20 protein-coding genes are annotated in these 18301 nt (G+C 66.2%); 12 read left to right on the top strand and 8 right to left on the bottom strand.

Annotated features, from left to right (window positions below; all coding sequences use genetic code 11):
• Positions 1 to 60 precede the first annotated feature (60 nt).
• The 5 genes from EAH76_RS18285 to EAH76_RS18260 all read left to right on the top strand — a co-directional run bounded on the left by EAH76_RS18285 (position 61) and on the right by EAH76_RS18260 (position 3979).
• On the top strand, positions 61 to 1578 hold the full coding sequence (locus EAH76_RS18285) for a fumarate hydratase (protein ID WP_140851703.1): 1518 nt from the start codon (positions 61 to 63) through the stop codon (positions 1576 to 1578).
• Between the two features lie 74 nt (positions 1579 to 1652).
• Positions 1653 to 1922: a CopG family ribbon-helix-helix protein gene (locus tag EAH76_RS18280; RefSeq protein ID WP_140851754.1), complete on the top strand. Its 270-nt coding sequence runs from the start codon at positions 1653 to 1655 to the stop codon at positions 1920 to 1922.
• Between the two features lie 112 nt (positions 1923 to 2034).
• Positions 2035 to 2319: a GIY-YIG nuclease family protein gene (locus tag EAH76_RS18275; protein WP_140851702.1), complete on the top strand. Its 285-nt coding sequence runs from the start codon at positions 2035 to 2037 to the stop codon at positions 2317 to 2319.
• Between the two features lie 135 nt (positions 2320 to 2454).
• Positions 2455 to 3369, top strand: coding sequence for an EamA family transporter (locus EAH76_RS18265; protein ID WP_206667905.1), 915 nt, complete (start codon positions 2455 to 2457; stop codon positions 3367 to 3369).
• Positions 3370 to 3523: 154 nt separating this feature from the next.
• Positions 3524 to 3979 (top strand): hypothetical protein, encoded by a 456-nt coding sequence (locus EAH76_RS18260; RefSeq protein WP_241659776.1) that lies wholly within the window; start codon positions 3524 to 3526, stop codon positions 3977 to 3979.
• Positions 3980 to 4125: 146 nt separating this feature from the next.
• On the opposite strand, the gene EAH76_RS18255 is transcribed toward EAH76_RS18260, so the two are convergent.
• Positions 4126 to 4689, bottom strand: coding sequence for a DUF3617 domain-containing protein (locus EAH76_RS18255; protein ID WP_140851701.1), 564 nt, complete (start codon positions 4687 to 4689; stop codon positions 4126 to 4128).
• An 81-nt stretch (positions 4690 to 4770) separates the two neighbouring features.
• Here EAH76_RS18255 and uvrB point away from each other — a divergent pair, with 81 nt between their 5' ends.
• From uvrB to EAH76_RS18240, 3 genes are all read left to right on the top strand, one after another.
• The gene (gene uvrB / locus EAH76_RS18250) at positions 4771 to 6978 is read left to right on the top strand and encodes an excinuclease ABC subunit UvrB (RefSeq protein WP_140851700.1); all 2208 of its coding nucleotides are present in this window, start codon (positions 4771 to 4773) and stop codon (positions 6976 to 6978) included.
• A gap of 98 nt (positions 6979 to 7076) precedes the next feature.
• The gene (locus EAH76_RS18245; protein WP_140851699.1) at positions 7077 to 7334 is read left to right on the top strand and encodes a type II toxin-antitoxin system HicA family toxin; all 258 of its coding nucleotides are present in this window, start codon (positions 7077 to 7079) and stop codon (positions 7332 to 7334) included.
• Positions 7331 to 7549, top strand: coding sequence for a type II toxin-antitoxin system HicB family antitoxin (locus EAH76_RS18240; protein WP_140851698.1), 219 nt, complete (start codon positions 7331 to 7333; stop codon positions 7547 to 7549). The genes EAH76_RS18245 and EAH76_RS18240 overlap by 4 nt, the downstream gene beginning before the upstream one ends.
• A gap of 147 nt (positions 7550 to 7696) precedes the next feature.
• Here EAH76_RS18240 and EAH76_RS18235 read toward each other — a convergent pair whose 3' ends face one another.
• Positions 7697 to 8065, bottom strand: a complete 369-nt coding sequence (locus tag EAH76_RS18235; RefSeq protein WP_010185384.1) for a PRC-barrel domain-containing protein — start codon at positions 8063 to 8065, stop codon at positions 7697 to 7699.
• Positions 8066 to 8255: 190 nt separating this feature from the next.
• On the opposite strand from EAH76_RS18235, the gene EAH76_RS18230 reads away from it, so the two are divergent.
• Together EAH76_RS18230 and EAH76_RS18225 are read left to right on the top strand one after the other, a co-directional pair.
• Positions 8256 to 8810: a hypothetical protein gene (locus tag EAH76_RS18230; protein ID WP_140851697.1), complete on the top strand. Its 555-nt coding sequence runs from the start codon at positions 8256 to 8258 to the stop codon at positions 8808 to 8810.
• 527 nt (positions 8811 to 9337) lie between these two features.
• Positions 9338 to 10915 carry an amidase gene (locus EAH76_RS18225; RefSeq protein WP_140851696.1) on the top strand — a complete coding sequence of 526 codons (1578 nt, stop codon included), beginning with the start codon at positions 9338 to 9340 and terminating at the stop codon, positions 10913 to 10915.
• 154 nt (positions 10916 to 11069) lie between these two features.
• Here the strand turns inward: EAH76_RS18225 and EAH76_RS18215 are convergent, their stop codons facing one another.
• On the bottom strand, positions 11070 to 11522 hold the full coding sequence (locus tag EAH76_RS18215; protein ID WP_140851694.1) for a DUF2721 domain-containing protein: 453 nt from the start codon (positions 11520 to 11522) through the stop codon (positions 11070 to 11072).
• A gap of 83 nt (positions 11523 to 11605) precedes the next feature.
• Here EAH76_RS18215 and EAH76_RS18210 point away from each other — a divergent pair, with 83 nt between their 5' ends.
• Entirely contained in the window at positions 11606 to 12688 is a 1083-nt protein-coding gene (locus EAH76_RS18210; RefSeq protein WP_140851693.1) for a GNAT family N-acetyltransferase, read from the top strand.
• A gap of 172 nt (positions 12689 to 12860) precedes the next feature.
• The gene (locus EAH76_RS18205; protein ID WP_140851692.1) at positions 12861 to 13133 is read left to right on the top strand and encodes a UvrB/UvrC motif-containing protein; all 273 of its coding nucleotides are present in this window, start codon (positions 12861 to 12863) and stop codon (positions 13131 to 13133) included.
• A gap of 123 nt (positions 13134 to 13256) precedes the next feature.
• Here EAH76_RS18205 and EAH76_RS18200 read toward each other — a convergent pair whose 3' ends face one another.
• The 5 genes from EAH76_RS18200 to EAH76_RS18180 all read right to left on the bottom strand — a co-directional run bounded on the left by EAH76_RS18200 (position 13257) and on the right by EAH76_RS18180 (position 18201).
• Positions 13257 to 15482 (bottom strand): xanthine dehydrogenase family protein molybdopterin-binding subunit, encoded by a 2226-nt coding sequence (locus EAH76_RS18200; RefSeq protein WP_140851691.1) that lies wholly within the window; start codon positions 15480 to 15482, stop codon positions 13257 to 13259.
• The gene (locus EAH76_RS18195) at positions 15479 to 16453 is read right to left on the bottom strand and encodes an FAD binding domain-containing protein (RefSeq protein WP_140851690.1); all 975 of its coding nucleotides are present in this window, start codon (positions 16451 to 16453) and stop codon (positions 15479 to 15481) included. The genes EAH76_RS18200 and EAH76_RS18195 overlap by 4 nt, the downstream gene beginning before the upstream one ends.
• Entirely contained in the window at positions 16450 to 16947 is a 498-nt protein-coding gene (locus tag EAH76_RS18190; RefSeq protein WP_140851689.1) for a 2Fe-2S iron-sulfur cluster-binding protein, read from the bottom strand. Before EAH76_RS18190 ends, EAH76_RS18195 begins: the two co-directional genes overlap by 4 nt.
• Positions 16948 to 17059: 112 nt before the next feature.
• On the bottom strand, positions 17060 to 17353 hold the full coding sequence (locus tag EAH76_RS18185; RefSeq protein ID WP_140851688.1) for a hypothetical protein: 294 nt from the start codon (positions 17351 to 17353) through the stop codon (positions 17060 to 17062).
• A complete protein-coding gene (locus tag EAH76_RS18180; RefSeq protein WP_140851687.1) occupies positions 17350 to 18201 on the bottom strand; it encodes a glycoside hydrolase family 75 protein in 852 nt (283 codons plus the stop codon). The genes EAH76_RS18185 and EAH76_RS18180 overlap by 4 nt, the downstream gene beginning before the upstream one ends.
• Positions 18202 to 18301: the final 100 nt, after the last annotated feature.

The following is an 18301-nucleotide window of genomic DNA, read 5'->3' as shown; positions in this document are numbered from 1 at the left end:
GGCGGACGGCTTGGCGCGCGGCGGACTTGGCCTTAAGGCCGCGGCGACAGGAGTAGCCCCATGACGACCATCATCCGCGAAGCCGATCTGATCGAAAGCGTCGCCGACGCGCTGCAGTTCATCTCTTTCTATCACCCGATGGATTATATCCGCGCGCTGGGCGAAGCGTATGACGCCGAGCAGGGGCCCGCCGCCAAGGATGCGATCGCGCAGATCCTGACCAACAGCCGGATGTGCGCCGAGGGGCATCGCCCGATCTGCCAGGATACCGGCATCGTCAACGTGTTCATCAAATGGGGCATGGACTGCCGCTTCGACGATACCAGCCGCTCGCTGCAGGAGATCGTCGATCAAGGCGTGCGGCTTGCGTACCTCAATCCCGAGAACAAGCTGCGCGCGTCGGTGCTCGCCGACCCCGCCTTCACGCGCCGCAACACCAAGGACAATACGCCGTGCGTGCTCCACGTCGACATGGTGCCGGGGTCGCGCGTCTCGGTCGATGTCGCGGCCAAGGGCGGCGGCAGCGAGAACAAGTCGAAGTTCAAGATGATGAACCCGTCCGATTCGATCGTTGACTGGGTGCTCGAGATGCTGCCGCAGATGGGGGCAGGGTGGTGCCCGCCGGGGATGCTCGGCATCGGGATCGGCGGGACCGCCGAACATTGCGTGTTGCTCGCGAAGCAGGCGCTGATGGAGCCGATCGACATGGGGCCGCTCAAGGCGCGGGGCCCGCGCAACGACATTGAGGCGCTGCGGATCGAGATCTTCGACAAGGTCAATGCGCTCGGCATCGGTGCGCAGGGGCTGGGCGGGCTGTCGACGATCCTCGACGTCAAGATCATGGACGCGCCGTGCCACGCCGCGGGCAAGCCCGTCGCGATGATCCCGAATTGCGCGGCGACGCGCCATGCGCATTTCGTGCTCGATGGTTCGGGGCCGAGCTTCCTCGAGGCGCCCAAGCTCGACGAATGGCCCAAGGTCGACTGGCAGCCCGACAGCGCCGCGATCCGCGTCGATCTCGACACGCTGACGCCCGAGATGGTGCAGGGCTGGAAGCAGGGCGACCGGCTGCTGCTCAACGGCAAAATGCTGACCGGGCGCGATGCCGCGCACAAGCGGATCAAGGACATGCTCGATGCGGGCGAGCCGCTGCCGGTCGATTTCGCCGGGCGCGTGATTTATTATGTCGGGCCGGTCGATCCGGTCGGTGACGAAGTGGTGGGACCAGCGGGTCCGACGACGGCGACGCGGATGGACAAGTTCACGCGGATGATGCTCGACCAGGGGCTGCTCGCGATGGTCGGCAAGGCCGAGCGCGGGCCGGATGCGACCAAGGCGATCGCCGAGGGCAAATCGGCCTATCTGATGGCGGTCGGTGGGGCGGCGTATCTGGTTGCGCGGGCGATCAAGGGTTCGAAGGTCGTCGGTTTCGCGGATCTCGGGATGGAGGCGATCTACGAGTTCGAGGTCGAGGATTTTCCGGTGACGGTCGCGGTCGATTCGACTGGGGCGAACGTCCATCAGTTGGCGCCGCTGGTGTGGAAGGAGAAGATCGCGCGCGAGGGGTTGCTGGCCTGAGCGGGGCGATTGTCGGGCAGGTCGCGATCCGCTATTAGTACAGGGTAGTACCTCTAACTACCGAGGTGGATGTCATGGCGACGTGGCTGAAGCTCGATCCTGAAATGAAAGGCCGGATCCAGGCGCTGGCGCAGCAACGCGACCGCTCGGCGCACTGGATCATGCGCGAGGCGATTCGCGAATATGTCGATCGCGAAGAGGCGCGCGAAGGCTTCCGGCAAGAGGCGTTGGATGCCTGGACGGCGTATCAGGAAACCGGACGGCATCTCACTGCTGCGGAAACGATTGGCTGGCTCGAAAGCTGGGGGTCGGAGACTGAGCGCGAGGGGTTGCGGCTTTCCTGACCGTCGCCCCGGCGAAGGCCGGGGCCGCGAGGTTGTTGGGTGTGACCGATGATCTAGGTACCGCTACGTTTTCCAGCGGCCCCGGCCTTCGCCGGGGCGACGGGGGTGGGGGATGGGCGGTTACACGTACATCATGACCAATAAGGCGTTCGGCGTGTTGTACGTTGGCGTGACCGCCGACATCGCGCGCATCCAGGCACATCGCGAGGGGCGGGGGTCAGCGTTCGCGCGGAAGTGGGGGTGCACGCGGCTCGTCTATATCGAGCCGCACGAGCGGATCGAGGACGCCATCGTTCGCGAGAAGCGCTTGAAAGACTGGGACCGCGTGTGGAAATGCCGCCTGATCGTCGAGGCCAATCCGAACTGGGACGACCTATGGGAGACGATCAATAACTAGCCCCGATCGTCGCCCCGGCGCAGGCCGGGGCCGCTGGGTTGCTTTGCGAACCGGGTGCCCCGAACGCAGCGGCCCCGGCCTGCGCCGGGGCGACGGGTTGTGCGGCGGCTCCGGTCTACGCCGCGGTTACGCGTCATGATGCCCCTATGGCTCCCCGCCGCGCTGATCGGCGGGGCGTTGCAGGCGTGGCGGACGGCGGTGCAGCGGCGCGTTTCGCGCACGCTGTCGGTCAATGCCGCTGGATTGGTGCGCTATCTCTACGGCCTGCCGGTCGCGGTGTTGCTCGTCGTCGGGTATCAATATTTCGTGGCGCCGGCGCCGTTTCCCGCGCTCGGCGCGTGGTTTCTCCCGTTCTGCCTCGGCGGCGGGATCGCGCAGATCATCGCCACCAACTTGCTGCTGATGGCGTTTGGAGAGCGCAATTTCGTCGTCGGGACGGCTTATTCGAAGACCGAGGCGGTGCAAAGCGCCTTGCTGTCGGTGCTGCTGCTCGGCGATCATCTCAGCGCGTCGACCTGGACGGGCATCGGTTTCGGCGTGGCGGGCGTCATGGTGCTGTCGACGGGTGGCAAGCGGATGTCGCCGCTCGCCTTCCTGCGCGCGCTCGGGCAGCCGGCGGCGCGCTATGGGATCGCCTCGGGCTTCGCCTTCGCGCTTACGACGATCGGCATCCGCGCCGCGACGCAGGAGGTGCGCACGCCGGATCATATCCGCGCCGCGCTGATTGTGCTTGCGGTGACGGTCGCGGTGCAGACGGTGCTGCAGGGCGCCTATGTCTATCTGCGCGAGCGCGAGCAGGTCGCCCGCGTTTTCTCCGAATGGCGGGTTGCGGGGCAGGTCGGGCTGATGTCGTCGGTCGCCTCGGCGTGCTGGTTCACCGGGTTCGCCTCGGCGCCGGTCGCTTTGGTGCGGATCGTCGGGCAGATCGAGGTCGCCTTCACCATGGCGTTCGCGCATTTCTATCTCGGCGAGAAGACCAGCCGGAGCGAGGTCGCCGGGTTGGTACTGGTCGCGATCGGTGTCGTGCTCGCCTTGGTCGGCAGCCTGTGAACCGCAGTCGTGGTGCGCGGGTTCGACGGATCGACCGAGCGGGCGGCGTACGATATCGGCTCGCGTATTTCAGGACAAGCTAGGTACGGATACGTAACGAGATCTGCTTGGGCGCGGCGCGGGAGGATGCTAAGCCGCGCGGGGGGGATCTGACGTGGCGGCATCGATGGTACCGGCGGGATATGAAGCATCGCTCGATCGCGCGGGGCTCGCGCTTGGGGCGGGGGGCGTGGTCGGGGGGCTGTTCGCCGCGGTGCTGGTTTCGATCGGTAGCGGGTTCGATCCGTTTCCGATGCTGATCGGCTTCCTCCTCGGCGCGGTGATTACCGCGATGGCGGCGGTCGCGATCGGCGGGCCGATCTGGATCGTCTGCCATGCGCTCGGCCGACGCGGCCCGTGGATGGCGGTGAGCGTCGGTGCGCTCGCCGGTTTCGCGCTGTTCCTTGGCGGGCAGACTTACGGCTTTGGCATCTTCGCGATGCCGCCGGGGGACGCGCAGACGTTGCTGTATCGATGGATGAGCGCGATCGCGACCAGCCTGATCCTGGCGGCGGTTGCGGCGCTGATCGGCTGGACGATGTGGCGGGTGGCGTATCGGCGCGTGGGGTAGGGGCCGGTAGACCCCAAAACCGTCACCCCGGCCTTGTGCCGGGGGTCACCATGACGCCGATGCCGCCGCCGCAGAATTTGCGGCCCGGTGGACCCCGGGACAAGCCCGGGGTGACGAAGCGACCGCGATCAGTCCGCCCCTTGCGTTTACGGCTTGGCGGCGGGGGCGACCGGCGCGGGCCCTGCCGCCGGCGCGTCGGGCGGGGTGATGTCGCCGGGCTTGCAGTCGCCGGCGCGGGTCGAGGTGATGTGCATCTGCATCGTGCCTTCCTTGGCTCCGCCCACGGCATAGCCCTCGGTCTGCATCGTCATGTCCTGCTTGGTCGCGCTGTTGGTGCCGTCGATCGTCATCTTGACGGTGCCGCCGGTCGGCTGCTTGCAGGTAGCAGCGACATGGATCGTGCCGCCCGACACCTCCTTCTTGTCGAAGGTGCAGTTCTGGCCGCGCGACGCCATCTGCTCCATCGCCTTGCCGAAATCTTCTTTGGCGGCGGCAGCGGGGGTGAGGCAGACCGAAGTGCCCGCCATCGAATCGAACATCTTCTGCATCTGCGTCTTGGTCTCGGGCGTCGCGCCGCGGCCCTCGAGCTTGAGGATCTCGATCTTCTGCGACCAGCTGCCGGCCTGGCGCTTGACCGGGCCCGAGGGCGAGCAGGCGGCGAGCGCGAGGGTGGGCAAAGCGAGCAGCGTGGCCAGCGTACGGAACGTCATGGAAGAATCTCCCCGGGGGTGCGCGCACCGGCTGCCGGCGTGCGTTGTCTGTTGCGGTGTTCCTTCCCATATTGCTGACTTATGGCAATCCAGATTCGCACCAGTCTCGACGAGCCCGAAACCGGGCAGAGCTTCGTCCCCCATCGCCCGGCGCGTCCGCCCAAGGCCGAAGGGGGCAAGCGCTTCACGCTCGCCTCCGAATATACCGCCGCGGGCGATCAGCCGACCGCAATCGCCGAACTCGTCGCGCAGACGCAGGCGGGTGAGCGTGATCAGGTGCTGCTCGGCGTGACGGGCTCGGGCAAGACCTTCACCATGGCGAAGGTGATCGAGGCGGTGCAGCGGCCGGCGCTGATCCTTGCACCGAACAAGATTCTGGCGGCGCAGCTGTACGGGGAAATGAAGTCGTTCTTCCCCGACAATGCCGTCGAATATTTCGTGTCCTATTACGATTACTATCAGCCCGAGGCGTATGTCGCGCGCTCGGACACGTATATCGAGAAGGAAAGCTCGACCAACGAGGCGATCGACCGGATGCGGCATTCTGCCACTCGGTCTTTGCTCGAGCGCGACGATGTGATCATCGTCGCCTCGGTGTCGTGCCTGTACGGCATCGGCTCGGTCGAGACCTATTCGGCGATGATCTTCGACCTCAAGAAGGGGCAGACGGTCGACCAGCGCGAGATCGTGCGCAAGCTCGTGGCGTTGCAGTACAAGCGCAACGACGCCGCCTTCCAGCGCGGCAATTTCCGCGTGCGCGGCGACAATCTCGAGCTGTTCCCGTCGCATTATGACGACACCGCGTGGCGGATCTCGTTCTTCGGCGACGAGATCGAGGAGATCGTCGAGTTCGATCCGCTGACGGGCAAGAAGATCGCGAGCCTCAATTCGGTCCGCGTCTATGCCAATTCGCACTATGTGACGCCGGGGCCGACGCTCAAGCAGGCGATGGAGGCGATCAAGTTCGAGCTGTCCGAGCGGCTCAAGGAGCTCGTGCCCGAGGGCAAGCTGCTCGAGGCGCAGCGGTTGGAGCAGCGGACGAATTTCGATCTCGAGATGATCGCGGCCACCGGGTCCTGTGCGGGGATCGAGAATTATTCGCGCTTCCTCACCGGGCGAATGCCAGGCGAGCCGCCGCCCACTCTGTTCGAGTATCTGCCCGAGAATTCGCTGCTGTTCGTCGACGAGAGCCATGTCACCGTCGGCCAGATCAACGGCATGTCGCGCGGCGATCACCGCCGCAAGTTGACGCTTGCCGAATATGGCTTCCGCCTGCCGTCGGCGATCGACAACCGGCCGCTGCGCTTCAACGAATGGGACGCGATGCGGCCGCAGACGACCTACGTCTCGGCGACGCCGGGCGCGTGGGAGATGGAGCAGACCGGCGGGGTGTTCGCCGAGCAGGTCATCCGCCCGACCGGGCTGATCGACCCGCCGATCGAGATCAAGCCCGTCGAGGAGCAGGTGCAGGATCTGATCGTCGAGGCGCGCAAGACCGCCGAGCTCGGCTATCGGACGCTGGTGACGACGCTGACCAAGCGGATGGCGGAGGATCTCACCGAGTTCATGCACGAGGCGGGCCTGCGCGTGCGCTACATGCACAGCGACGTCGAGACGTTGGAGCGTATCGAGCTGATCCGCGATCTGCGGCTCGGCGTGTACGACGTGCTGATCGGCATCAACCTGCTGCGCGAGGGGCTCGATATTCCCGAGTGCGGGCTGGTCGCGATCCTCGATGCCGACAAGGAGGGGTTTCTGCGCTCGGAGACGTCGCTGATCCAGACGATCGGCCGCGCGGCGCGTAACGTCGACGGTCGCGTGATCCTCTATGCCGATCGCATCACCGGCTCGATGGAGCGGGCGATGAACGAAACCGGGCGGCGGCGCGAGAAGCAGTTGGCGTATAACGCCGAGCACGGCATTACGCCTACGACGATCCGCCGCAACATCGGCGACATCATTCAGGACGTGTCGCAGCGCGATCAGGTGACGATCGAGATCGACGAGGACCGGCCGCACATGGTCGGGCATAACCTGCGCGCGTATATCGAGGATCTCGAGAAGCAGATGCGGACGGCTGCGGCGGATCTCGAGTTCGAGACGGCCGGGCGTCTGCGCGATGAGATCCGACAGTTGGAGCAGAAAGAGCTTGGGCTGCCGGTCGAGCAGCAGAAGGCGCCGGTTATGGGGCGTTCTAACGAGGGCAAGCCGGGGACGCGCAAGACGCGGTATGGCAAGAGCCAGAAGATGCGGGCTGGGATGGCAGGGAGTTCGCGGCGGGCGCGGTGACCTTGCTGCAGAATATCATTTATAGTAGTGTCGATTCAAAGCTCGGCTGAACTCCTTCACGAGCTTGTTGTGTGAACAGCAAGCATAGGGTGTGAGCCGTGACGAAAATTGCAATACTGTTTGTATCCGTTTCCGACAATCCTGGAGCGTCGTTGTCGTTTCGTGATTTCGAACGGCTCTTATTGGCATTCGGTTTTCTGCCAGTTCGGCAGAAGGGAAGCCACCGATCTTACAAGCATCCGATCGCCCAGCGGATGCTGGTGGTTCAGCCGCAAGGTAAGGACGCCAAGGGCTATCAAATTCGCCAATTTCTCGATATGATCGAACAATATGGACTAACGATCGACGACCGATGACACCGCATTACAACATCAACCTATTCTGGTCGAACGAGGATGGCTGCTGGATTGCGGACGTTCCCGATTTGGGGACGTGTTCGGCGTATGCGGATACGCCGGTCGAGGCGATAGCAGAACTGCAGATCGCGATGGAGCTATGGCTCGAGGGCGCTCGGGAGAATGGCTACCCGATCCCGGAACCGCGCCATCGCACCGCTAAGTTCGCGGCGTGACTTATGGCGCATGTTCGTAAAGGTCAGTTGACCCGCGCCCCGCAATGGTGGGTGCATCTTCGAAAATATAAGCGGGTGTTCTGGAAGGCAGAACGTAAAGCACACCGCCTTGAAGCTGCTTCGCGGGTCGTTGAACGTTTCTAAACCTTAACCCAGCGACAGATCCTCACTCGCCACATCGTAGTATTTCGAAACCCGGTCGGCATAGGCCTGGTCGAACTCGGGCGCATTCGCTGCCCAGCTCGGGCCGCCCTCGAGCACGCGCCGGTCGATCGTCACGACATAGGTGTCGTTGACCGGATCGAACGCGAGCAGCGAGAAGGGGATCGGGTAATAGGCCTTGCCCATCCCGAGAAACCCGCCGATCGACAGCACCGCATAGACCGCGCGGCCGGTGCGCTTGTTGACCATCAGCGAGAACAGCGTGCCGATCTTGTCGCCGTCGCGGCTGCGGATCGGCATCGTGTCGGCTTTGTTCGACTGGAGCAGCAATTGGGTCGGTTCGGTCTGGGCCATGAATTTCATCCTTCGTGTCGCGAGCGTAACGGCGCTCGGGCCGCCTCGGTTCCATGTCGGCTCAACGATCGAACCCCGGGGGCGGGTTCCCGCGCACAGCTTGGCTCGGCCGGTGCGAGTGGACGCGGATTCGGGGTGGGTGCAGGCGGGAGCGGTTGAGCGGGGCGGTCGCTTCGCGCATAGACCTGCCATGTCGCTGATTCCCGCTCGCTTCGCCCCCGCACGCTGCGCCGTTTTCGCCACGCTTGCCATCCTTGCCGGGTGTGTCGGCTCTCCCACGCCGCCGCGCGCTGTGGCGCCTCGCGTCGCGCCGCCGCGTCCGGTTTCGCCGCCGCCCGCGCCCGTCGCGCAAGCCGCCGACTGGCGCGACTGGCCGGTGACACCGGGCGACTGGAGCTACCGGGTCGATGCGCGCGGATCGATCGCGCTGTTCGGGACGCCGGGTGTCGACGCACTGCTGACGCTGCGCTGCGATCGCCAGACCAACATGGTCTATCTCTCGCGGCAGGGGCGGGCGAGCGCGCCGCTCACGCTGCGCACTTCGGGCCTGGCGCGCAGCGTGACGGTTCAGCCGACGGGGGGCGCGCCGGCCTATGTCGCGACCGCGCTGACCCCACGCGATCCGATCCTCGATGCGATGGCGTTCAGCCGTGGGCGGTTCCTGGTCGAGCAGTCGGGGATGCCGACGCTGGTCGTTCCCGCCTGGGCCGAAGTCGGCCGCGTTACCGAGGATTGCCGCCGCTGATCGGGGGCCGCGCGGCGCGGACGAATGCGCTTCGGGCAGGCGGAAGAGAATCGTCGAAACATGGCGATATTACAAGACTTGTTTCACCCAAAAATATGATTCAAACACGAGTCGTGACCAGGCCTGGTCACGCTGTTTTAACTAGCGAAAGGAGGTGATCCGATGTCTCATGGTTCAGCAATGGGGTCGGTTCAGTTCGTTCGGAGGACGCACCGCTAGGCCTTTAAGGCTAGTCCTGCGACGCTGGGGCGGGGGGTATTCTCCCCCAATCAACGCCACCTAGAGTCGAGGCTTTGCGGTACGCATGGTCCTCCAAGCTGGAGCTTCCGGCCGCTGACCATGTCAGGAGGTTGCCGATGTCCTTGATGAGGGCATCGGCAGCCTCTTTTCATGTCAGGGGTAGGGCGCGCGGGCGCGTTGAAATTGCGCTGTTCGGCGGTGACGATCGGCTTGTCGCCGATCCAGCGATGACCCATGATCGCGTAAGGGCGCGCCGGTCTGGCTGCGTCGCTCGACCGGAGACCAAGATGCGCTTCACGCTGTCGCTGTTGCTTTCGACCGTTCTTGCCGGAGCCGCGCACGCGCAGACGCTTCCGGACGTTGCCGAAAAATCGATCGATCAGGTCCAGGCGATGATGGCGTCGGGCACGAGCAGCGCGGCGATTACTCAGGCCTATCTCGCGCGGATTGCGGCGATGGATCGTACCGGGCCGAGCTTGCGCGCGGTGATCGCGACCAATCCCGATGCGATCGCGCAGGCGCGCGCCGCCGACGCCCGGCGCAAGGCGGGCAGGCCGCTCGGGCCGCTCGACGGCGTGCCGGTGCTAATCAAGGACAATATCGAGACCAAGGATCCGATCGCGACGACCGCGGGGAGCCTTGCGCTCAAGGACAATGTCACGCTGCGCGACGCGCCGCTGGTGGCGAGTCTGCGCAAGCAGGGCGCGGTGATCCTCGGCAAGACCAATTTGTCCGAATGGGCCAATATCCGCTCGACGCATTCGATGAGCGGGTGGAGCGCGGTCGGCGGGCTGGTGCGCAATCCCTATGCGCTCGACCGGACCTCGTGCGGATCGTCGAGCGGGTCGGGCGCGGCGGTCGCGGCGAGCTTCGCCGCGGTCGCGGTCGGGACCGAGACCGATGGGTCGGTGGTGTGTCCGTCGGCGATGAACGGGCTGGTCGGGTTGAAGCCGACGCTCGGCATGATCAGCCGCACGCATGTCGTGCCGATCAGCCATAGCCAGGATACGCCCGGGCCGATGGCGCGGAGCGTGAAGGACGCAGCGTTGCTGTTCAACGGCATGATCGGCGTCGATCCGGCCGATCCGGCGACCAAGGGCACGGCGAAATATGCGCATGATTTCGCGGCGCCGCTGGCGAGCGCATCGCTTGCAGGCGTGCGTGTGGCGGTGCTGCATCCCGACATGCCCGAACTGCTCAAGGCGCAATATGCCGCAGCGTTGGCGGTCCTCAAGGCGCAGGGCGCGGTGCTGGTCGATGTCGTGCAGCCCAAGCTCGAGGGCTTGGGTGCGGCCGAGTCGCAGGTGCTGCACACCGAGCTCAAGGCCGATCTCAATTCCTATCTCGCCACCACCCCGCAGGCGGTGAAGACGCGCACGCTCGCCGATGTCATCGCCTTCGATCGCGCCGAAGCGGCGCGCGAAATGCCGTTCTTCCAGCAGGAGACCTTCGAGGTGGCCGAACAGACGCGGGGGCTGACCGATCCCGAATATCTCGGCGCGCGCGCGAAATCGCTGCGGCTGGCGGGCAAGGAGGGGATCGATGCGATGCTTGCCAATGCAAACGCGACGCTGATCGTTGCGCCGACTTACGGGATGCCGTGGCTGTCCGACACGGTGTCGGGCGATGGCGGCGAGGGGCCGAGTGCTGCCGGGCTGCCGGCGGTGGCGGGCTATCCGCATCTGACGGTGCCGATGGGGCTGGTGCGCGGGGTGCCGGTCGGGCTGTCGTTCATCGCGACGGCGTGGCAGGATCAGAGCGTGCTCAACGCGGGGTATGTTTATGAGCAGGCGGCGCATGCGCGCGTCGTGCCGACGTACGCTATGACCAACGATGCCGGGCCTGGGTTGGATGGCGCGCGCTGAAGTTACTCCCCTCCCTGAAAGGGAGGGGCTGGGGGTGGGTCGGCCCGTTGTTCGGCCGGACACCTGCCCTAGGCCGACCCACCCCCGACCCCTCCCTTCCAGGGAGGGGAGGCAGTCGGCTAGGGGGAGGCGATCCTTCCACGGTGGGGGCAAGTCAGCGTTCGAGCAGTTCGTCGCGGACGTGGATCGCCGAGAGCGAGATGCGCACCTCGATCAGGAAGCCGAACAGCGAGGCAATCAACAGCGCCATCGCGATGATGAAGATCACCGCGACGACGGTGCCGATATGCAGGGCGAACAGGCTGGCGACGAACAGCAAGGCGACGACGATGCACGTCATCGCCGCACTCGACACCGCGAGCACGAGCGAGCGGTTGATCACCGTCATGCGGCGGTCGAGCAGCCGCAACTCCCAGACGTGGCGGTCATGTTCGGGGCCGCTCGACAGCGGGTGCCATTCCTCGACGACGCGCGCGCGATCGACCACGCGCGCCAGCCGCCCTGCGAGCACGTTGAGCAACTGGCCGATCGCGGCGAGCATGAAGATCGGCGAAAGCGACAGCTGGATCGTCTGGGCGATCGTCGAGACGGCGGGATAGGGGTTCATGATGGCCCTTTGTGCGATGCGGCCGACGCGGGCGCAACCCGTTGGCCACAGATTGGTAACCCCGTGGGCTTAGACTCGGCGCGATGACCAAGCCGATGCTGCTCTCGGACTTTACCCGGCTGCCGTCGCGCACGCGTGCGAGCGTGGGCGCGGGGCTGTCGGGCGCGATCGACCTCGTAGCCGATGCGGCGGCGCCGAGCCATGCGTTCCTGCGCTACGCCTGGTATGCTGCGGCGCTTGCGGCCTATGGCGGTGCTGCGCGGACGATCCTGGTCGAGGAAGACGATCTGCCGGTGATCGCGCTGCCGTTCGTGCGCGTCGGCCCGGCGATCGCGCGTGTCGCGACGATCCCGGGAAGCTATTGGCCGTTTCGCAGCTTTCCGATCCACCGCCATGCCGATGTGCCCGCGCTCGATGCGGTGCTCGACACGCTGGCGCGCAGCGTCAACGCTTTGCGGATCGGCCCGTTGGTCGATGGCGATCCGGCGCTCGCCGCGCTACTGCCGCGTGCGCGGGCGAAGGGGTGGGCGGTGCTCGATCGGTTCGTGGCGGACAGCTATCTGCTCGATTTGCAGCAGCCCGACTGGCCGCGCGGATCGACGCTGCGCAAGAACCGCTATCATGAGAAAACGCTGGCCGCGCAGGGCGTGCTCGACTGGCGCTTCGTCGGGGCGCGCGACTGGGATGCGACGTTCGACCAGCTCGCGGCGGTCGAGCAGAAGAGCTGGATTACGGCCAAGACCGATGGGCGCGATGCCAAGTTCACGCGCGCGGGCCACGGCGCCTTCTGGCGCGAGGTGGCGCGGGATCCGCTGCTGGCGGGGATGCTGTCGGCTGCGGTGCTGAACATCGATGGCGCGCCGGCGGCATTCTCGTTCGATCTCGACGCGGGGACGACGCGCTATGCGATCGCCAACAGTTACGACCCGGCGTTCGCCAGGCATTCGCCGGGCAAGCTGCTTTACTATCGCAATCTCGTGCGCGCGCGGGCGGCGGGGCTGCGCAGCGTCGATTGGGGCGCGGGGGATAGTGGTTACAAGACGACGCTCGGCGCGGAGCGGGGGCCGGCGCTCCGCGACTGGCTGTTGGTGCGGCCGGGGGTGCCGGCGTTTGTTGGGGCGATGCTCAAGGGGCGCTGGGCGGCGAGTGGGAATCGGGTGGGGTAGCGGCGGAACCATCATTCTCCCTTCACCTCGCGCTTGTCCCCGGGGTCCGCCGAGATGCCATGCTCGGGCGGTCGAGTTCGCGGTGCGGTGGACCCCGGGACAGGCCCGGGGTGACAGGTTGGTGGGAAGAGGCCACGCCGGAGCTAAGCGCGTTCCGCCGCGTTTACGCCAAATGGATGAGATCGAACGCGTTCGCCTGGAAATGGAAGCTGCGGCGGAGGCGCTCGATTTCGAGCAGGCGCGGCGGTTGCGCGATCAGCTTGCGTTGTTGCGGGGTGGCGCCAGTGCCGAGGAAGCGGCTGATGCAGAAACCGTCGGCCTGATCCGCCAGCAGCCCGGCGCGATGGGGCTGGGGACGAGCCAGCAGCGGATGACGCCGCCCCCCGGCTGGAAGAAGCCGGTGAAACCCGATCCGATGACCAAGGGGCGGTCGCGCAAGCGCTGAACTAGAGCGCCTTCGTCACCCCGGCCTTGTGCCGGGGCCCACCGTGACGCGCGTACTGCGCCCTTTGCGCTCGCGTCCCGGTGGACCCCGGCACAAGGCCGGGGTGACGGTCGTGGGGTGTGGTTAGACCGGCGGCAATTGATCCAGCAGCTTGTCGACCGTGATCGGATAGTCGCGCACACGGATCCCCGTTGCGTTGAACACCGCATTGCCGATCGCCGCGCCGCAGCCCGAAATGCCGAGCTCACCGATCCCCTTGGCGTGGATGGGGTTGGCGAACTGATCGCGCTCTTCGAGGAAATGGACCTCGATCTGCGGCACGTCGGCATTCACCGGCACATGATATTCGCCGAGATCGTGGTTCACCAACTTGCCGTTGCGCGGATCGTGGACGAGGTCCTCGGTCAGCGCCGCACCGATCCCGAAGGTCATCCCGCCGAGGCATTGCGAGCGCGCGGTCTTCGCGTTGAGGATACGGCCTGCCGCGAACACGCCGAGCATCCGCCGGACACGGACCTCGCCCGTGGTCGCGTTGACGCCGACCTCGACGAAATGCGCGCCATAGCTCGACTGCTTGCGGTCCTTCTCCATCTTGCCGGGCGCGATCGAGCCGATCGCCTCGATCCCGTCGCCGACGAGCGAGCCGAGCGAAACCTGGCGGTTGTCGGCGATCGCCTGGCCGTCCTTGAGCGTCAGCGTCTCGGGGTCGCAGCCCATCGCCTTGGCGAGCTTCTCGCGCAGCATCTCGCACGCGAGATAGACCGCCGAGCCGCTCGAACCCGCGCCCCACGACCCGCCCGAACCCGCCGCATCGGGCAGGTCGGTATCGCCGAGCACGACGCTGACCTGATCGAGCGGAAGCCCGAGCAGTTCGCCGGCGATCTGGCCGAGGATCGTGTAGCTCCCGGTGCCGATGTCGGTCATCGCCGAGCTGACGGTCGCGCGACCGTTCGCGTCGATCGCGACCTTGGCCGAGGATTCCATCAGCATATTGGTGCGCACCGCAGCCGCCACGCCCATGCCGATCATCCATTCGCCGTCGCGCACCTGGCCTGGCGTCGCGTTGCGCTTCGACCAGCCGAAGCTTTCGGCGCCCTCTTCGAGGCAGCGGACGAGCTGGCGCGTCGAGAAGGGGATCTTCTCCTCGGGGTCTTCGCTCGGCTCGTTCTGCTTCCAGAAGTCGATCGGATCGACGCCCAGCTTGTGGCACAGTTCGTCGAGCGCGGCCTCGGTCGCCATCATGCCGACCGCTTCGCCTGGCGCGCGCATCGAGCCCGACAGCAGCCAGTCGAGTTCGACCAGATCATGGTTGATCAGCCGGTTCTCGCCCGAATAGGCGAAATGCGTGCCGATGCCGGTCGGCTCGAAAAAGCCTTCGCCGGGCAGGTTGCTCGTCAGCGTCTCGTGACCGACGCCGGTGAGCTTGCCCTCGCCATCGACCGAGAAGCGCACGCGTTGCTCGGTGTTCGAGCGGCGGACGGTGGTTTCGAACACCTGCGGGCGCGTCATCACGGCTTTGACCGGGCGGCCGAGCTGCTTGGCAGCCACCGCGGCGGCGACCGACTCAGGCGCGATGCCGAGCTTCGAGCCGAACCCGCCGCCGATATACGGCGCGATGATCCGGACCTTCTTGTCTTTGACGCCGAGCGACTTGGCGAGCTGGGTCTTGTCCGAGGTCGGCATCTGGTACGAGCCGTAGAGCGTCAGCGCGCCGTCTTCGTCCCACACCGCGATCGAGGCGTGCGGCTCCATCGCCGAGCTGTTCTGGCTCGGCGTGGTGTAGGTGACGTCGACCGAGGTCGCGGCGTCCGCCATCGCCTTTTCGACATCGCCCTGCTTGAAGTGCGCGGGGATGTTGTTGGGCGGCGGCTTGGTGGTTTCGTCCTTGTGGGCCTCGAAATCGAAGCGGCCTTCGGCTTCTTCGTATTCGACCTTGATGCGAATGCCGGCGTCGCGCGCGGCCTCATAGCTTTCGGCGAGCACGATCGCGACGATCTCGCCGAAATAGTGGACGTCCTGCACGCCTTGCGTCGGCGCGCTGGTTTCGCCGCCCTGCTGCGAGTTCTGCAGGAAGGTCTTGAAGTCGGTGACGACGTCGATCACGCCGGGGATCGCGCGCACGCTGTCGGCATCGACGTTGGTGACTTTGCCGCGCCCGAACTTGGTGCCGACGAGATAGCCGTAGGCGAGGTTCGGGATCTGGTACTCGGCCGAATAGGTCGCCTGGCCGGTGACCTTGAGCGGGCCTTCCTTGCGGTCGAGCGGGCGGCCGATGATCCCCTGGCTGCCGCTGTCGAGCAGGCTGGCGGGGACGGGCTTGTCCATCTTGAGGCTGTTGGTGTTGCTCATGCGGTCAACTCACGCAGGCACGCGATCAGCGTGCGTTTCATCAGCGGGATCTTGAAGTCGTTCGACCCATAGCCCTGTGCATTGGCAAGCAGTATGTCTGCCGCCGCCGCGAAGATTTCGTCGGACGGCGCCTTGCCGATCAGCGATTCCTCGACGCGGCTATCGCGCCACGGCATCGGCCCGAGCCCGCCAAAGGCGAGCTGCGCGGTGGCGATCGTGCCGTTCTCGATCGAGACGAGGCCTGCGACCGAGACGAGCGCGAACGCGTAGGACGCGCGGTCGCGGACCTTGCGGTAGAGCTGCTTGCCGGCGACGGGGGCGGGCAGTTCGACATGCGTGATCAGCTCGCCGGGTTCGAGCACGGTTTCGATCTCGGGGGTGTCGCCGGGGAGGCGATAGAAATCGTGGATGCTGATCCGGCGGCGGTCGCCGCCCGGGGTGAGCGTGATGATCGTCGCGTCGAGCGCGCGCATCGCGACGGGCATGTCGCCGGGGTGCGTGGCGATGCACGACTCGCTGGTGCCGAGGATCGCGAGGATGCGATTGTACCCGCCGATCGCCGAGCAGCCGCTGCCGGGTGCGCGCTTGTTGCATGGCATGGCGGGGTCGTAGAAATAATAGCAGCGCGTCCGCTGGAGCAGATTGCCGCCGGTCGTCGCCTTGTTGCGCAGCTGGCCCGAGGCGCCCGCGAGCAAGGCGCGGCTGAGCACTTCGTACTTTTCGCGCACGCGCGTATCGGCGGCGAGATCGCTGTTCGGCACGAGTGCACCGATCAGCAGGCCACCGGCGTCGGTGTCCTCGATCTTGGCAAGATTGAGCCGGCTGATGTCGACGAGCTTGTCGGGCGTCTCGACCTGCAGCTTCATCAGGTCGAGCAAATTGGTGCCGCCCGCGATGAAGCGCGTGCCCTCGCCGACAAAGCCGACGGCTTCCTCGACGCTTGCGGGCTTTTCGTAGGTGAAGGTCTTCATGCCTTGGCCTCCGCCACGTCGCGGATCGCGTCGACGATGTTGGGATAGGCGGCGCAGCGGCAGAGGTTGCCGCTCATCCGCTCGGAGATTTCACCGTCGTTGAACTCGACGTCGCCGAGCGTCTCGCTCACATGGCTCGGCCAGCCCTTCTTGACCTCGTCGAGCATCCCGACCGCCGAGCAGATCTGGCCCGGCGTGCAATAGCCGCACTGATAGCCGTCATGCTTGACGAACGCAGCTTGCAGCGGGTGGAGATCCTCGGGCGTGCCGAGGCCTTCAATCGTGGTGATCTCGTCGTCCTGGTGCATTACGGCGAGCGACAGGCAGCTGTTGATACGGCGGCCGTTGACCAGCACGGTGCAGGCGCCGCACTGGCCGTGATCGCAGCCCTTTTTCGAGCCGGTCAGCCCAAGATGCTCGCGCAGCAGATCGAGCAGCGAGGTTCGAATGTCGGGTTCGGCAGTATAGGCCGTTCCATTGATGGTGAAGTGCATGTCAGACCCCTGCGGTTCGGCGAGGTAAACGCGCGCTTCGGAATTCGGGTCCGCCCGGTTCGAGATATTGGGTCTTGGTCGTCGCAGCGATCGGTCGTCCGATCGCGCGATCTCACGGGCGCCGCGGCCAGTGCATCCGGATTCGCCAGATGACGCCATTAGTGTGCGTTGCGCTGCCGCAGCGCGCCTGCGCGAACAGCCGTGCGTAGCTGAGATTATGGACCGGCTTGGAAGGTGTCAGCCGCTCATGCTCGCGCGCCGCGTCGAGCGCGGTCTGGCAGACCTGCTCGCTCGGGAAGCTCGCGTCGAGCAGGGCGGCGGCGGAGTGCGGCGTCCAGGCCTTGGCGTGCGACGGTGTCGGGGCGGGGGTGGCCAACGCCAAAGCCAGCGACAGCGCCGCGATCATTTGCTGAGCCGCACTGCCGATACCGAGGCGATCTCGGTCGTCGGTTGCGCGCATGATCGGAGCGCGGCGAGGCCGCCGACCGCGTCGAGACGGGTGCGGGCTTCGCGCGTGAGCGCGGCCTTGTCGATCGGCCAGCCGATCTTGGCGTCCTTGCCGCTCCCCGGGAAGACGACATAGGCGATCCGCCCGTCGGGCAACCCCTCGCCGTTGCGCGGGTTGGGCGCCTGGACGCCCAGCGCGTGCCAGAACGCGACCGACGCCTCGCCGAGCCGCTCGACCGGGCCTTCGTCGGCGATGACGAAGGGCGTGGTGCGGCCGGTGTCGAGGTTGGTCGCGAAGCCGATATCGCCCATCTCGCCCATGCCGTCGGTGCGATAGATCGGGGCCGGGAGCACGATGTAGGGGATCGCGGCGGCGTCGACATAGCTGGCGGTGCTCGCGGGCCCGGCGAATTCGGTATTCCGCAGCGACGTCATCGAGACGAAGAAACCCTTGTACGGCCCGTCCTGCTGGATCGCGGGCCGGGTCGGGTCGGCGGGATCGCCGACGAGCACGGTCTGCCACCACGACCCGTCAGGATAGCCCGCCGCGGCGAGGCAATCGATCCCGCGGCCCGTCTCGGGGCAGGTGTTGGGCACGTCGGAGGGGTGGTAGGCGTTGGGCGCGCCATCGGCATCGACGAGCTTGTGGTCGGTCGCGAAATAATAGGCCGCGTGATCCGGGCTGAACGCGATCGGCACGCCCATGTAATCGAACCCGCCCGCGGGGCAGGATTGCGCGATCGCACTCGTGCTCGAAAAGAGGCAGCAGCTTAACGCGGTCGCCAGCAGGCGCCGGAATTTGGACACGGTCGGATTTCCCCTCGGGGGCTGGGAAGATTCAGGTCGAACGAGGCAAGCGGACCAAGGGTTCCGCTATTGCTCGTGCGGCGTGCGCCCAGCGCGACGA

The organism is Sphingomonas glacialis (assembly GCF_006439055.1).
Classification (GTDB): Bacteria; Pseudomonadota; Alphaproteobacteria; order Sphingomonadales; family Sphingomonadaceae; genus Sphingomonas; species Sphingomonas glacialis_A.
Note: the sequence above shows the minus strand (reverse complement) of the source record. Positions and strands in the feature narration are given on the sequence as shown.

What these genes read in the sequence shown, in the direction of transcription:
- EAH76_RS18275 (WP_140851702.1), top strand. Translation starts at nt 2,035, where the DNA reads ATGGGCGGTTACACGTACATCATGACCAATAAGGCGTTCGGCGTGTTG.
- EAH76_RS18205 (WP_140851692.1), top strand. Translation starts at nt 12,861, where the DNA reads ATGGATGAGATCGAACGCGTTCGCCTGGAAATGGAAGCTGCGGCGGAG.
- EAH76_RS18255 (WP_140851701.1), bottom strand. Translation starts at nt 4,689, where the DNA reads ATGACGTTCCGTACGCTGGCCACGCTGCTCGCTTTGCCCACCCTCGCG.
- EAH76_RS18200 (WP_140851691.1), bottom strand. Translation starts at nt 15,482, where the DNA reads ATGAGCAACACCAACAGCCTCAAGATGGACAAGCCCGTCCCCGCCAGC.
- EAH76_RS18265 (WP_206667905.1), top strand. Translation starts at nt 2,455, where the DNA reads ATGATGCCCCTATGGCTCCCCGCCGCGCTGATCGGCGGGGCGTTGCAG.
- uvrB (WP_140851700.1), top strand. Translation starts at nt 4,771, where the DNA reads ATGGCAATCCAGATTCGCACCAGTCTCGACGAGCCCGAAACCGGGCAG.
- EAH76_RS18190 (WP_140851689.1), bottom strand. Translation starts at nt 16,947, where the DNA reads ATGCACTTCACCATCAATGGAACGGCCTATACTGCCGAACCCGACATT.
- EAH76_RS18285 (WP_140851703.1), top strand. Translation starts at nt 61, where the DNA reads ATGACGACCATCATCCGCGAAGCCGATCTGATCGAAAGCGTCGCCGAC.
- EAH76_RS18195 (WP_140851690.1), bottom strand. Translation starts at nt 16,453, where the DNA reads ATGAAGACCTTCACCTACGAAAAGCCCGCAAGCGTCGAGGAAGCCGTC.
- EAH76_RS18215 (WP_140851694.1), bottom strand. Translation starts at nt 11,522, where the DNA reads ATGAACCCCTATCCCGCCGTCTCGACGATCGCCCAGACGATCCAGCTG.
- EAH76_RS18230 (WP_140851697.1), top strand. Translation starts at nt 8,256, where the DNA reads ATGTCGCTGATTCCCGCTCGCTTCGCCCCCGCACGCTGCGCCGTTTTC.
- EAH76_RS18185 (WP_140851688.1), bottom strand. Translation starts at nt 17,353, where the DNA reads ATGATCGCGGCGCTGTCGCTGGCTTTGGCGTTGGCCACCCCCGCCCCG.
- EAH76_RS18235 (WP_010185384.1), bottom strand. Translation starts at nt 8,065, where the DNA reads ATGGCCCAGACCGAACCGACCCAATTGCTGCTCCAGTCGAACAAAGCC.
- EAH76_RS18210 (WP_140851693.1), top strand. Translation starts at nt 11,606, where the DNA reads ATGACCAAGCCGATGCTGCTCTCGGACTTTACCCGGCTGCCGTCGCGC.
- EAH76_RS18225 (WP_140851696.1), top strand. Translation starts at nt 9,338, where the DNA reads ATGCGCTTCACGCTGTCGCTGTTGCTTTCGACCGTTCTTGCCGGAGCC.
- EAH76_RS18240 (WP_140851698.1), top strand. Translation starts at nt 7,331, where the DNA reads ATGACACCGCATTACAACATCAACCTATTCTGGTCGAACGAGGATGGC.
- EAH76_RS18280 (WP_140851754.1), top strand. Translation starts at nt 1,653, where the DNA reads ATGGCGACGTGGCTGAAGCTCGATCCTGAAATGAAAGGCCGGATCCAG.